The organism is Stenotrophomonas sp. NPDC077659, from assembly GCF_050268705.1.
GTDB lineage: Bacteria > Pseudomonadota > Gammaproteobacteria > Xanthomonadales > Xanthomonadaceae > Stenotrophomonas.
In genome coordinates this window covers 1-13193 of the sequence record NZ_JBNNHG010000112.1, presented here as the reverse complement: position 1 = coordinate 13193, position 13193 = coordinate 1, and the positions used below count along the sequence as shown (strand labels likewise).

Here is a 13193-nt window from a genome sequence, read left to right as displayed (position 1 = left end):
CGGAAGGTCGCGACAGCAGCGAGCTGTTGGCCTCGGCCGAAAAAAGCGTGTTCGCGCACGAACGCGGTGGACTGCTCCAGTGCGGCCTTGGCATCGTCGACCACTTTGTCGCGTGCCGGCTTGTCGGCGTAGGCCAGTTCCAGCGCGGCCTCGATGGCCTTCTGCTGCTGCTCGTCGGTCGGCTTGGCCGGCATCTCCGGTGCGCCCGGCTTGTCCTTCAGCACGGTCTGCGCGATGCCGTACATGTCCTCGCGCACGCGCTTGAGTTCGGCGCGCGCACGCTCACCGATCTCCTGGCGCGACAGCGAGGAGCTCAGTGCGAACTTCAGCTTCTGGTCGTACTTTTCCGCACCGATGCGGAAGTCACCCTTGGCATTCGGCACCAGGGTCTTGTCCAGCCAGGTCTGCTGCTCGTCCACGGCCTTCTTCAGGCCATCGATGGCCGCCTGCAGGCGCTGCTGGTCGGCCTGCGGCAGTTCGCCGATGTGCGGGGTGATGAAGGTATCGACGATGCTGAGGATGCCCTTGTTCTGCTTGGCCACCGTCTCGGCGTGGATCTTCGGCACGCGGGCCGGATCCAGGTTCTCACGGGCCTGGGCGAAGATCGCCGGCAGTTTTTCCATGCGTGCAGTGGCCGACTTCAGGCGGTCGGGCAGCGGTGCGAATTCGCGGGCCATCACGCCGTACAGGGCGCTGCCGGCCAGGCCGTTGTAGACCTGTGGGTCCCACTTGCCGGACTGCAGCACCTCGGTGTTCCAGATTTCAGACTGCAGCTGGTTGCGCAGGATCGCCGCGTCCACCTGGTTCTCGCGGCCCAGCTTGGCCACGTCGATCTTGTCCAGTTCGGCGAGCAGGCCCTTGTAGGCGTCCACGGTCTTCTGCTGGCCGGCGGCGCTCAGGTCGTCGATCTCGCTGTCATAGCGGTGGTCGCCGATCTGGGTGGCACTGACCGGCGACAGCTGCATCCAGGTATCCAGCGCACGCTTGGACAGGTCGGCGAAGGCGGTGTCGACCGCCGCATCGCCGGCCTGCTGGCTGGCGGCCGGGGTGGAACCGTTGGTCGGGGCGTCGGCCGGCTGGCAACCGGCCAGGGCGGCGACCAGGGCAAGGGCAAGGAGATGCGGGCGCATCGGCGTTCCTGTACGGGGATCAATCCCCGAGCATAGGGCCCGCGGGCTGCTTTGTGCCCCTGCCATAGGATTACCATGGGCGCTGGCAGAAATCCCAGGCCCCGGAGGGCGGACATCATGCAGATTCACGGAAGAAGCAATTTCAGCACGCGAGGCTGGCTGGCGGCCCTCGCGTTGGCAGCAGCGCTGGCTGGCTGCGCTGCGCAGGGCGACCACGCCGCCTCCGCTGGCGGTGCCGCGGCCGAGGCGGTGGCCTCACCCGATGGCGCGTTCCTGGCCTACGAGCACGATGTGCAGGTGCAGCTGGAAGCGGCGCAGATCGCAGCGCGCATCCAGCAGGTCACGCAGGCCTGCCAGAGCGCGACGTTCGGCGATTGTGCGGTGCTGGAAGTCGAGCAGCGCAGCGGCGAGCGCCCCAGTGGCGAGGTCAAGGTGCGTACCGCCCCCAAGGGCGTGGAGCCGCTGATCGCTCTGGCCGGTGAAGGCGGGCAGGTACAGGCGCGCAACACCCGTGCCGAGGATCTGGCCCAGCAGGTAGCCGATACCGCGCTGACCAAGGCCCGGCTGGAAAAGGAACATGCGCGCCTGCTGTCCTACCAGGACAGAAAGGACCTGAAGATCGAGGAGTTGATGGCGATCACCACCCGCCTGTCGGAGATCGAGGCGGGCGTGGAGCAGGCCAACAAGGATGCCGCACAGCAGCGCCGTCGCATCGATACCCAGCGGGTGACGCTGCACTTCGATACGACTTCGGGCCAGCGCAGCCGTAGTGAGATCGGCGAAGCGCTGAGTGAATCGGGCAACATCCTCAGCCTCAGCGTCGCGTTCCTGATCCGTGCGGCTGCGGCCCTGCTGCCGGTCGCCATCGTGGCTCTGCTGGCCGGCTGGGGCATCCGCGCATGGCTGCGCAGGCGCCGTCGCAAGGCGTGATCGAACGCAGGGGGTAACGCCGGGCCACGCCCGGCGAAACCTCAGCCTTCGTCGGTCTCGTACTCGACGAACACATCCAGTTCCAACGCCAGCTCCTGCACCGCATCGCGCACCTTCTGCGCGGTGCTTTCGTTGCCCACTTCCACTTCCAGTTCGTGGATGCCCGGGCCAATGTCATCGGACAGCCCGGCCGAGCTGGAATCATCGTCATCCATGTGCGGCATCAGGTCGTCGGTTTCCTCGACATGTTCGATGCCTTCCAGGCCCAGCAGCAGATCGCTGATGGCGCGGGCGTCGTCTTCGGTTCCGGTGATGCGCAGTCGCAGCATTGCCATGGCAGGTACACGGTGTGGGGTTGCCTGCAGCCTAGCCAGCGACGGGCAAAGACCGGGTGACGGTGCAGTCAGCCGGCCGTGGGCGGGCGGCCAAGCAGGCTGTCGGGCAGGCCGGAACAGGCGTGCGTTCGTCCTGTGCCTGGATCAGCAGCCAGTCGATGAACAATCGCGCCGCCGGGCTGGGCGGCTGCGCCTCGGCATGCACCACGTAGCAGGCATAGCGCGCCTTGAGCGCCGGCCCGGGCAGGCGCAACACGTCATAGCGCTGCAGGCAGGGTTGGGCGACATGGGGGCGAGCCAGCACCGCGCCCAGTCCGGACACCGCCGCGCGCACGCGCGGCCATCGCTGACATGGCCAGCGCGGGGAGCAGGGAAGAGCGCAGCTGCATGCCCAGCCTCGAACCCCACAGGTGGCTGGCAGCGATACCACGCGCTTGTGCGGCGGGCGTCCGCGCACCATCCTGTTGCTCCATACACAATGCAGGCGCAGGACGGAGGCAGGGCATGAATGCGGTACCGCAGGTGGCAGAACGCGATTGGCGTACCCCCTTGGAGCTGAACCTGCTGGGCGCGATCTGGGGCTGCTCGTTCCTGTTCATGCGCGTGGCGGTGCCTTCGTTCGGCCCGTTTGCGCTGGTGGAACTGCGGCTGGTGCTGGGCGCGCTGGTCCTGATGCCGTTCCTGTGGCGTGACCGCACCCTGTTTCCGCCGCGTCGCTGGCTGTGGCTGGCACCGATCGGCCTGATCAATTCGGCATTGCCCTTCGTGCTGTTCGCCTACGCGGCCGAGCAGGCGCCGGCGGCCATCGGCGCTATCTGCAATGCGATGACCGTGCTGTTCGCCGCGCTGATCGCCTTCCTGTTCTTTGGTGAGAAGATCGGTGTACGCCGCGCCAGCGCGCTGCTGGTCGGCTTTGCCGGTGTGGTGGTGCTGGCCACGGCCAAGGTGTCGGGCCTGAGCATCGGCACTGCGGTGCTGGCCGGTGCCACGGCGTCGCTGCTGTACGGCCTGGGCGTGAACCTGGTGAAGCGTCACATGGCCGGCCTGCCGTCGGCCGCCGCCGCTGCGGCGACCCTGGGCTGCGCCTCGCTGTGGATGCTGCCGATGGCGGTGACCCACTGGCCGCAGGCGGCGATTCCCGGCAAGGCCTGGGGTGCCGCCATCGCACTGGGCGTGGTCTGCACCGGCCTGGCGTTCCTGATGTTCTACCGCCTGATCGGCCGCATCGGCCCCTCGCGTGCGTCGACGGTGACCTATCTGATTCCGCTGTTCGGTGCGGCGTTTGCCTGGCTGTTCCTGGGCGAGGCCGTGACCGTGCAGATGCTGATTGCCGGAGGCCTGATCCTGGGCAGCGTGGCCGTCAGCCAGAAGGGCTGAGGGTGGCCGCGTTTGACGTTCCGCCGGGCATGGCCCGGCGCTACCTCACCGGCACCGGCACATTGCACAGGTCGATATGCCCGGCCGGGCGCTTGTAGAAATCATCCACGCGGTTGCGCCGCGCTTCCACCGTATCGGCAAAGGTCTTCGAATCGGTGCGCAGCACCTGGATCGGCGTGCGCTCGGCCGCTGCTACATCGCTGGCGCGGCGGATCGAGACGATCGGCGTGCGCAGCCTGGGGTCTTCGTAGAAGCCCATCGGTGCCGGCCCGCGCGGGATCGCGCTGAGCAGTTCCATGCCCTTCAGCACGCGGCCGACCACGGTGATGTTGCGGTCCAGCTGGCGCGGCGACTGCCCGGTCACCACGTACAGCTCGGCACCGATGCTGCTGTCTTCGTCGATGCTGCGGCCCGCGCCGAGCATGCCGTAGCAGTGCGCCAGCCAGGTCTTGCCGGCCTGCGGGTCCTGGCCGACCGGGAAGCCGTCGACGAAACCGGTCTGCGCGGCCCAGCCATCGCGGTCCGGCAGTTCGCTCACCTTCAGGCCAGCGCTGGTGCGTTCGAATTCGGCCGGCAGCGTGCGCGCGGCACTGCCGAACGGCCTGGCCTTGGCGGCGTCATCGGCGTCGGCATCGCCGAACTGCACCACGAAGTTGTCCTGCGAGCGGTAGATGCTGGTGCCGTCCCAGAAGTGCTCGTGGGCGAAGGTCTGGATGTTGGCCACATGGCGCGGGGCGAACTGCGGTGCCAGCTCGATGATGACCCGCCCGGCCGGCAGGTCCATGTACAGCAGGTTGGCCGGGTCCGGCGTGCGCCAGTCGCTGGCTGCCGAGGCGTCGAGGATCTGCTGCGGGCTGCGGTAGGGCGTTGTGGCGCTGGCGGCGGCGGGCAGCAGGCAGGCCAGGGCGAAAGAGAGCAGGGCGTAACGAGGGTTGGGCATTGTGGTCCCGTGCGGAATGGCGTCTGCCGATCATGCGCGAGCGGGCGGCGGGATGTCATGTGCCCGCTCATGTGGCACTACTTCGCCCGGCTGCGGAAGTAGCTGTCCACCGCCTGTGCGCTGCACTGCGCCTGGGCCTGTTGCCCGTGCTTGGATTCGCACGCCTGCAGCGCCGGATGAATGGTGGCGTAGTTCACCACGACATTCTCGTTCGGGCGCAGCAGGGCGTAGTAGCAGATCATCCCGCGGTACACGGAATAGACCGGCGCCTTGATGGGGCGCAGGCCGCTGTACACCTCGGCCACTGTTTCGCGTGCCATGTCCGCATACCAGGCCGGCCGGCTGGTGTCTGCCAATGCACGTGCCAGGACGCTCTGCCGGTCCTCGCCACGACTGTGCGCGTCCAGGATCTTCGCCGAGAAGTCGAGCGCATCATAGGCGCCTCTGCTGAGGTCACACCCGGTCATCGCGCGGGCAGGAACGGCGGCCAGCAGGGCCAGCGGGATGAGCAGGACGAGCATCTTCATGACGGGATTCAGCCTCCTTGGACGGGCACCGATTTTGACAGAACCGTCGGCAGGGTTACTAACGACACATTCGCTATACCGGACTTCACACTATTGTTGACTTCAATGTAGTGGAGGGCCGGCCATGGGCGAAGACGATGTCCACCTGAAGAAGTTCCAGAAGGAGCTCAGTGCGGGGACGGTGTCGCTGGCCCTGCTGGCGGTGCTGGCGCGGGCCGGGGAGCCGCTGTACGGCTACCTGATTGCCAAGGAGCTGGAGCGCGTGGGTGAGGGCGTGCTGAGCGGCAAGCAGAGCGCGCTGTATCCGGTGCTGCGCAATCTTGAAGGCGCTGGCCTGCTGGAAAGCCATGTGGAGCCGTCCAGCAGCGGGCCGCCCCGGCGCTACTACCGCATCAACGAACGTGGCCGCGAGGTGCTGGCGCAGTGGCGCCAGGCCTGGCAGGCCACCCGCGATTCCGTCGATTCCGTGTTGGAGGGGGTACCGCAATGAACGAGCCGAACCTGGCAGGCACTGGCCTGCCCACCACCATCGCGCAGTATCTGGCGCAGCTGCGCGCGGCCCTGCAGGGCGCCGATCCGGCAATGGTGCAGGACGCCCTGTACGATGCCGAGGAGTACCTGCGTTCGGAGCTGGCCGCACAGCCGGGCCGCAACGAGGCCGAGGTCATCGCCGACGTGGCGGGCAGCTACGGCGCGCCTGCGGAAGTGGCCGAGATCTACCGCGAGACCGAGGTGACCGTGAACCGCGCGCTGCGCACCCCGCGTGCCGACACCGGCCCGGTACTGCGTGCTGCCGCCGAGGCCAGCGGCGTGGCACCGGCCGCGCCGACGCCGGCACCGGTGCAGCGTTCGCTGATGGCTCGGGTGTTCGGCGTGGTCATGGATCCGCACACCTACGGTGCGCTGTTCTACATGCTGCTGTCGCTGGCCACGGGCATCTTCTTCTTCACCTGGGTGATGACCGGCCTGTCGCTGTCGTTGGGGCTGATGATCCTGATCATTGGCATACCGCTGACGCTGCTGTTCTTTGGTTCAGTGCGCGGGCTGGCGCTGCTGGAAGGGCGGCTGGTGGAAGCGCTGCTGGGTGAGCGCATGCCGCGCCGCCCGCAGTACACCGACCGCAGCCGCAGCTGGCTGCAGCGGATGGGCGAGATGTTCACCGATGGCCGTACCTGGCTGACGCTGCTGTATTTCCTGCTGATGCTGCCGCTGGGCATCGTCTACTTCACCATCGCGGTAACGCTGCTGTCGGTGTCGCTGGCCTTCATCTGGTCGCCGGTGGCGGCACTGTTCGATTCGACCGTGCCGGGCATCTACATTGACGGCACCAATGTGCTGCCGCTGGCGTTCACGCCGGTGCTGGCGGTGGTGGGCGTACTGCTGCTGCTGCTGACGATGCATCTGGCGCGCGGCATCGGCAAGCTGCACGGGTTGCTGGCCAAGCACCTGCTGGTGCGGTTGTAAGGCACGCAACACGCAGTGCCGGCCGCTGGCCGGCAATTCCACGAATCCTGCCGGGACGAAGCTGCCGGCCAGCGGCCGGCACTGCCGGCAGCATGTGGCACGCAGGGAATCACCCCGCCTTGCGCCGCAACGGGGTGACGTTGCTCTTCTTCTTCGTGGCCTTGGCCGCCGGGGCCTCGGCATGGGCGGCGAAGAAATCGCGCACCTTCGGATACACCACTTCGCGCCAGCGCCGGCCGCTGAAGATGCCGTAATGGCCCGCGCCTTCGACGATGAAGTGCTCACGGCGATCAGCGGCAATGCCGGTGCACAGCGCCTGCGCGGCTTCGGTCTGGCCGAGGCCGGCGATGTCATCCAGCTCGCCCTCGATGCTCAGCAGCGCGGTATCGCGGATGGCCGACGGATCGACCTTCTCGCCGTTGACCACCCATTCGCCACGCGGCAGCAGGAAGTCCTGGAACACCACCGAAATGGTGTCCAGGTAGTACTTGGCCGGCATGTCCAGCACGGCGTTGTACTCATCATAGAAACGACGGTGCGCGTCGGCGTCTTCCAGGTCGCCCTTGACCAGGTCGGTATAGAAATCCCAGTGCGAGCTGAAGTGCCGGCTGGGGTTCATCGACAGGAAGCCGGCGTGCTGCAGGAAGCCCGGGTACACGCGGCGGCCTACGCCGGGGTAACTGGCCGGCACCGTGTGGATGACGTTGTTCTCGAACCACGACAGCGGGTTCTGCGTGGCCAGGTTGTTCACCGCGGTGGGGCTGCAGCGTGCATCGATCGGGCCGCCCATCATCACCAGCGTGCGCGGGGTCGGCTCGCCACGGCTGGCCATCAGCGAAACTGCTGCCAGCACCGGCACCGTCGGCTGGCACACGCTCACCACGTGCAGGCGCTCGACGCCGAGGTGGCGGATGAATTCCTGGATGTAGGCGATGTAATCGTCCAGCCCGAACTCACCTTCGCTGGCCGGCACCATGCGCGCATCCACCCAGTCGGTGACATACACGCGGTGGTCGCGCAGCAGGGTCCGCACGGTATCGCGCAGCAGCGTGGCGTGGTGGCCAGACAGCGGCGCCACCACCAGCACGAACGGCTGGTTGAGCATAGTGTGCAGCTGGTCGGCTTCGTTGCTGTGGCGCTTGAAGCGCAGCAGCCTGCAGAACGGCTTGCTCACTTCCTCGTGCACGACGATCGGCACGCGCTCGCCTTCGACCTCGATTTCGTTGATGCCCCATTCGGGCTTCTCGTAATCCTTGCCGATGCGATGGAAGAGTTCATTGACCGCCGCCAGGCGGTCAGCGCCGGGCATCTGCGACCACCAATGGCCCTGGTTTGCGAAGAACTTTGCGTTGGCCTGGGCCTGGTGCACCCAGGGGGCGAGCAGGTTGCGGGTCAGTTCGTGTAGTTGATAGAGCATGACGACCGAATATGTATGGTCATATGTTGCCGTGCAGCATATCCCATCGGGGTGTCCCGCGGGTTAAGTTGGCTGAAAATAATGAATCTGGATTCACATCCGTTCCAGCGCGGCCGCATCGCCTGCCAGGGCGGGGCCGAGCCAGCAATGTGACCCTGCCAGCTGCAGCCCTTGCCGGGCCAGCGTCCGGCGATACCAGCGGGCCGGACGGGGCTGGAAACCGTCATGGTCGCCTTCGAATTCATCCTCGGCGGCGAAGGTCTCCAGGAAGGCCACGCCGCCGGTCAGCTCCGCCACCCCGGCCAGGCCGGCACGCAGCTCGCGGTCGGGCACGTAGTGCATCACGTCCGAACACACCAGCAGGTCGACCGGGGCACAGGGCCGCAGCCAGGCGAAATCACCGAAGCTGGCCATGTGCAGGTTGCGGGTACGTCCGTAACGGCGCACAGCGTACTCGCTGCTGTCGAAGCCGAGGTATTGGACCTTCGGACGCAGCTTCAGCAGCGGCGCGCGCCAGGCACCTTCGCCGCAGCCGATATCGAGCACGCTGCGGATCGGCCGCTCCAGGTAGTACTCAGCGGTGGCCACGGCCAGGGCGACCTTGCGCGCCAGGCGGGCGCTGCCGCCGATATCGGCACGGCGGTACCAGCGTTGGAAGTAAGCGGCGTCGTAGGTCTTGTCCATGGGGCAGGGCACGCTGGGGGTGAAATCGGCGCCTATCCTACGGCGTTGCGGGCACCGGGTGGGGCGGGGGGCCGTAGTAGAGCCACGCCACGCGTGGCTGCGAGGGTGCGTCGATTGGCCGCAGCAGCCACCCATGGGGTGGCTCCACTGCAACGGGCGGGCAAACCATCAGTAGAGCCACGCCATGCGTGGCTGCGATGGTGCGGTCGGCAGCCATCCATGGAATGGCTCTCCTGTGGTGCGTCGATTGGCCGCGGCAGCCTCCCATGGCGTGGCTCTACTGCGACAATGGGTGCCTTTCCCGCCAGCCGCCGGAGCGAGCGCATGCAGAGCTACTACTGGGTCAAGACCTTCCACATCGTGTTCGTGGTGGCCTGGATGGCAACCGTGTTCTACCTGCCGCGCATCCTGGTGAACCTGGCCGAGACCGCGGGCCAGCCGGCCGTGGGCGAGCGCCTGCAGCTGATGGGCCTGCGCCTGTATCGCTTCGGCCATTCGATGTTCGGCCTGGCCTTTGTGCTGGGCCTGGTGTTGTGGCTGGGCTACAAGGTCATCCCGGATTTCCCGACCATGGTCGCGCCCGGTGGCGCCGGCTGGTTGCATGCCAAGCTGGGCCTGGTAGTGCTGCTGCTGGTCTATTTCATCTGGACCGGGCGCCTGCTCAAGGGCGTGGCGAAGGGCAAGGCGCTGCCGTCCTCGCGCGCGCTGCGCTGGATCAACGAGATCCCGCTGCTGGCCTTCATCCCGATTGTGTGGCTGGTGCTGGCCAAGCCGTTCTGAAGCGCGGCGTCGCGCGCGTGGCGTTCCAGTAGATCCACGCCATGCGTGGATGCGGTAGACAACGCACGCAAACCAAAAGAGCCGGGCATCTGCCCGGCTCTTTCGTTTGTGCAATCCGCCGGATGTTGCCGGCCAGCGGCGGGCACTACCTCAGGCCGCTTCGTAGGTGCCGTAGCTGCGCAGGCGCGCGTAGCGGCGTTCCAGCAGTTCTTCGGTGGACAGCGTGTCCAGCGCTTCCAGCTCGTTCAGCAGCACGGCCTTCAGGCGCTTGCCCATCTGGGTAGGGTTGCGGTGGGCGCCACCGGTCGGCTCGCGCACGACCTTGTCCACCAGACCCAGGCTCTTCAGGCGCGGGGCGGTCAGGCCCAGCTGCTCGGCAGCGTCCTTGGCCTTGCCGGCGTCCTTCCACAGGATGGAGGCACAGCCCTCCGGGGTGATGGTCGAATACACCGCGTATTCCAGCATCACGGTGCGGTCGCCCACGCCCAGCGCCAGCGCGCCACCAGAGCCACCTTCACCGATCACGGTGCAGATCACCGGCACCTTCAGCTCGGCCATCTCCATCAGGTTGCGGGCGATGGCTTCGGACTGGCCGCGCGATTCGGCATCGATGCCCGGCCAGGCGCCGGCGGTGTCGATCAGGGTCAGCACCGGCAGGCCGAAGCGCTCGGCCATCTTCATCAGGCGCAGCGCCTTGCGGTAGCCCTCCGGCTTGGGCATGCCGAAGTTGCGCTTGATCTTTTCCTTGGTGTCGCGGCCCTTCTGGTGGCCGATCACCATCACCGACCGGCCGCCGATGCGGGCCAGGCCACCCATGATGGCCTTGTCGTCGGCGAAAGCGCGGTCACCGGCCAGTTCCTGGAACTCATCGAAGATGATGCGCAGGTAATCGGCGGTGTATGGGCGCGATGGGTGGCGGGCCAGCTGCAGCACCTGCCAGGAGGTCAGGTTGCGGAAGATCTGCGCGGTGCGCAGGCGCAGCTTGTCCTGCAGGGCATGAACCTCGGCCTCGACATTGACCGCCGGCCCGGCACTGGCGTTGCGCAGTTCCTGGATCTTGGCTTCCAGGTCGGCGATGGGTTGCTCGAAGTCGAGGTAGTTCGGATTCATCGGAAGCCGTCGTATAAAGAAGAGGGGAATTCTAGCCGAATGCGCAGCAATGGCCCGTACGCCTTCGTCTGGAAGGCGACGGTACTCCAGCCGGGCAGGGGGCGCCAGTCAGCTCAGGGCAGGACCAACGCGCTGCGGGCCATTTCGGTGCTGCGCACGGTGACGAAGTCGTTGTAGGCCTGGTTGGCGGCCACCGGCAGTGTCGAGCCCAGCGTTGCGGTGGCCTGGGTGAAGTCCATGCTGGCCTGGAAGTCCTCCTTGCGCAGCGCCTTCTGCTCGGCGGCGGTGGTGGCCTTCAGCCAGCGGGCGTAGAGGTCGCGCAGGGGGCCGGCGTGGGCCTCGAAGGCCGGGTCCAGGGCGGGCAGGGTGGCCGGGGCCGGTTCCAGGGTGTAGACCGGGGCCACGTAGCCGGCCGGCTGCTCGCGCGTGTAGGCACCCGGTTCGCCCATGCCTTCCTCGACGTAGGTGATGAAGTCGGGCGCGGTGAAGATCTTGGTGCTGATCTTTCCGCCCGAGGAATCGACGTGGGCCACGATCTGTTCCTGCGGGAACGGCTCGCGCACGCCGAAGTTCCAGGTCTTGTCGATGAACAGGCTGTGGAACTTGTCGAAGGGCCCCTTGAACTCCACGCCGCCGACCTCGATGCCCAGGCCGCTGGCGCCGAAATTCTTCAGCTTGTCTTCGCCGGTGACGTAGATCTCGCGCGCGGTGATGTACTCGCTGAGGGTCGGGTTGATCAGTCCGCCGCGACCGCCGTCATAAACGATGAAGCGCACATCGCCCAGGCGGTCGGTGTGCAGGCGGTGCTCGCCCGGGGCCAGGCTGACCGGACGCGACGCATGGGCGGCGACCGGCAGATCCTTGCCATCAATGCTGATGGCCAGCGGGGCATCGGTCGGGTTGTCGATCTCGAAATCGACCTTGGACGAACAGGCGGCCAGCGCCAGGGCAGCGAAGCAGGGGAACAGCAGTTTCATGACGGTCTATCGTCCTTGATGGCAACAACGGGAAAACAAGATGCGTGGGCCCGCCTCAGCTGGCCCACGGCGGGCTGTAGCGCACCTTCAGCGTGCGTACGGCCGGGTCGGCGCGCAGTGCTTCCATCAGCTTGGAATCGATGCGTACCGCGCTCTGCCCGGACACGTCCAGCATGCCGGCCACGCCGCCCTGCGGGCCCTTCAGCAGCAGGTCCAGGCGCAGCGGCGTGCGGCCGGGGCGGTGCCGATCAAGCACGGCGTTGACGCGTTCCCAGATCGGGCGCTGCTGGCGCAGGTCCAGGCGCAGCGACAGCCGCGTGGCGTAGTTGGCGCAGACTTCATCGAAGTCCCAGCACTGGCGGATGCGCAGCGCGTAGCCGCCGTTGAACTCGTCTTCGCGCAGGCCGCCCTTGACCACCAGGATGCGGTCCTTGGTCATCAGGTGGCCGAATTCGGCCATCGCATCGGAAAACGCACTGCACTCGACGCGGCCGCGGCCGTCTTCGAGCTGGATGAAGATCTGGCTTTCGCCCTTGCGGCGCACGCCGACCACCTGGCCGGCCAGCACGGTCGGCACTTCCGGGCGCCAGCGCTTTTCGCCGCCGCCTCCACCACCACCGCTGTTACTGGAACTCCAGATCTTTTCCACCGAGCCCAGGTCGTTGCCGACCAGGTCGCGCACATCGTCGCGCCAGGGGTCGAACGGGTGGCCGCTGAGGTAGAAGCCCAGCGTGTCGCGCTCGCCGTTCAGGCGCTGCAGCAGCGGCCATTCCTCGGCCTCGGGCAGGTCCAGCTGGATGGTCACCGTGCTCGGGTCGGGGCCACCGAACAGCGAGTTCTGGCCCGAGGCGCGCTCGCGCGCCATCTGGTCGGTGGCCTTGATCACTTCCGGCAGCTGCAGCATCAGCGAGGCGCGGTTGTGTCCCAGCTCATCCAGTGCACCGCAGTTGATCATCGCTTCCAGCGTGCGCCGGTTGAGCTTGGCCGAGCCGACGCGGGTGCAGAAGTCGAGCAGGTCCTTGTAGTCGCCGCCCTACTGGCGCTCGTCCACCACCGCCTCGCAGGCACCCTGGCCGACGCCTTTGATCGCGCCAAGACCGTACTGGATGGTGTCCGGGGTGACCGCTTCGAACATGAAGGCGGAGTGGTTCACCTTCGGCGGCAGTACGGTCAGGCCAAGGTTGCGCACTTCGTCGAGGAAGCCGACCACTTTGTCAGTGTTGTCCAGGTCGGACGACAGCGTCGCGGCCATGAACTCGGCCGGGTAATGGCGCTTGAGCCACGCGGTCTGGTAGCTGACCAGCGCGTAGGCAGCGGCGTGCGACTTGTTGAAGCCGTAGCCGGCGAACTTCTCCATCAGGTCGAAGATGGCGTCGGCCTTGGCTTCGTCCACGCCGTCCTTGGCCGCGCCTTCGCGGAAGATCTCGCGGTGCTTGGCCATTTCGGCCGGCACTTTCTTGCCCATCGAGATCGTGCGTGGCCAGGGTGAAGCCGGCGCCCAGTTCGTCCATCGAGGCGATGG

At 67.0% G+C, this 13193-nt stretch carries 13 protein-coding genes and 2 pseudogenes; 5 read left to right on the top strand and 10 right to left on the bottom strand.

The annotated features are described in order from the left end of the window. A partial coding sequence (locus ACQKDV_RS14555; protein ID WP_427784595.1) for a DUF885 family protein occupies positions 1-1130 on the bottom strand: 1130 nt, incomplete at its 3' end. Between the two features lie 117 nt (positions 1131-1247). On the opposite strand from ACQKDV_RS14555, the gene ACQKDV_RS14550 reads away from it, so the two are divergent. After that, a complete protein-coding gene (locus tag ACQKDV_RS14550; RefSeq protein ID WP_427784593.1) occupies positions 1248-2060 on the top strand; it encodes a DUF4349 domain-containing protein in 813 nt (270 codons plus the stop codon). 41 nt (positions 2061-2101) lie between these two features. Here ACQKDV_RS14550 and ACQKDV_RS14545 read toward each other — a convergent pair whose 3' ends face one another. Both ACQKDV_RS14545 and ACQKDV_RS14540 read right to left on the bottom strand, forming a co-directional pair. Next, a complete protein-coding gene (locus ACQKDV_RS14545; RefSeq protein ID WP_005408721.1) occupies positions 2102-2395 on the bottom strand; it encodes a hypothetical protein in 294 nt (97 codons plus the stop codon). A gap of 68 nt (positions 2396-2463) precedes the next feature. Further along, positions 2464-2729 (bottom strand): annotated as a pseudogene (locus ACQKDV_RS14540) (LysR substrate-binding domain-containing protein); the annotation flags it as partial. A 170-nt stretch (positions 2730-2899) separates the two neighbouring features. Here ACQKDV_RS14540 and ACQKDV_RS14535 point away from each other — a divergent pair. Then, entirely contained in the window at positions 2900-3772 is an 873-nt protein-coding gene (locus tag ACQKDV_RS14535) for a DMT family transporter (protein ID WP_427784590.1), read from the top strand. A gap of 40 nt (positions 3773-3812) precedes the next feature. Here the strand turns inward: ACQKDV_RS14535 and ACQKDV_RS14530 are convergent, their stop codons facing one another. Both ACQKDV_RS14530 and ACQKDV_RS14525 read right to left on the bottom strand, forming a co-directional pair. Beyond that, the gene (locus ACQKDV_RS14530) at positions 3813-4712 is read right to left on the bottom strand and encodes a peptidylprolyl isomerase (RefSeq protein ID WP_427784588.1); all 900 of its coding nucleotides are present in this window, start codon (positions 4710-4712) and stop codon (positions 3813-3815) included. Between the two features lie 77 nt (positions 4713-4789). Next, positions 4790-5239 carry a hypothetical protein gene (locus ACQKDV_RS14525; protein ID WP_427784587.1) on the bottom strand — a complete coding sequence of 150 codons (450 nt, stop codon included), beginning with the start codon at positions 5237-5239 and terminating at the stop codon, positions 4790-4792. A gap of 124 nt (positions 5240-5363) precedes the next feature. Between ACQKDV_RS14525 and ACQKDV_RS14520 the strand changes: the two genes are divergently transcribed. Both ACQKDV_RS14520 and ACQKDV_RS14515 read left to right on the top strand, forming a co-directional pair. After that, positions 5364-5729, top strand: a complete 366-nt coding sequence (locus tag ACQKDV_RS14520; protein ID WP_427784585.1) for a PadR family transcriptional regulator — start codon at positions 5364-5366, stop codon at positions 5727-5729. Beyond that, complete coding sequence (locus ACQKDV_RS14515; RefSeq protein WP_427784583.1) at positions 5726-6703, top strand: sensor domain-containing protein; 978 nt, start codon at positions 5726-5728, stop codon at positions 6701-6703. Before ACQKDV_RS14520 ends, ACQKDV_RS14515 begins: the two co-directional genes overlap by 4 nt. A 109-nt stretch (positions 6704-6812) precedes the next feature. Here ACQKDV_RS14515 and ACQKDV_RS14510 read toward each other — a convergent pair whose 3' ends face one another. Further along, positions 6813-8120 (bottom strand): polyhydroxyalkanoate depolymerase, encoded by a 1308-nt coding sequence (locus ACQKDV_RS14510; protein WP_427784581.1) that lies wholly within the window; start codon positions 8118-8120, stop codon positions 6813-6815. Positions 8121-8213: 93 nt separating this feature from the next. Beyond that, positions 8214-8804 (bottom strand): class I SAM-dependent DNA methyltransferase, encoded by a 591-nt coding sequence (locus ACQKDV_RS14505; RefSeq protein WP_427784580.1) that lies wholly within the window; start codon positions 8802-8804, stop codon positions 8214-8216. A gap of 324 nt (positions 8805-9128) precedes the next feature. On the opposite strand from ACQKDV_RS14505, the gene ACQKDV_RS14500 reads away from it, so the two are divergent. Next, the gene (locus ACQKDV_RS14500; RefSeq protein WP_427784578.1) at positions 9129-9584 is read left to right on the top strand and encodes a CopD family protein; all 456 of its coding nucleotides are present in this window, start codon (positions 9129-9131) and stop codon (positions 9582-9584) included. 150 nt (positions 9585-9734) lie between these two features. On the opposite strand, the gene ACQKDV_RS14495 is transcribed toward ACQKDV_RS14500, so the two are convergent. The 3 genes and pseudogenes from ACQKDV_RS14495 to ACQKDV_RS14485 form a co-directional block, all read right to left on the bottom strand. Beyond that, a complete protein-coding gene (locus ACQKDV_RS14495; RefSeq protein ID WP_427784577.1) occupies positions 9735-10694 on the bottom strand; it encodes an acetyl-CoA carboxylase carboxyltransferase subunit alpha in 960 nt (319 codons plus the stop codon). 113 nt (positions 10695-10807) lie between these two features. Next, complete coding sequence (locus ACQKDV_RS14490; RefSeq protein WP_427784575.1) at positions 10808-11671, bottom strand: hypothetical protein; 864 nt, start codon at positions 11669-11671, stop codon at positions 10808-10810. A gap of 55 nt (positions 11672-11726) precedes the next feature. Beyond that, positions 11727-13193 (bottom strand): annotated as a pseudogene (locus tag ACQKDV_RS14485) (OB-fold nucleic acid binding domain-containing protein); the annotation flags it as partial.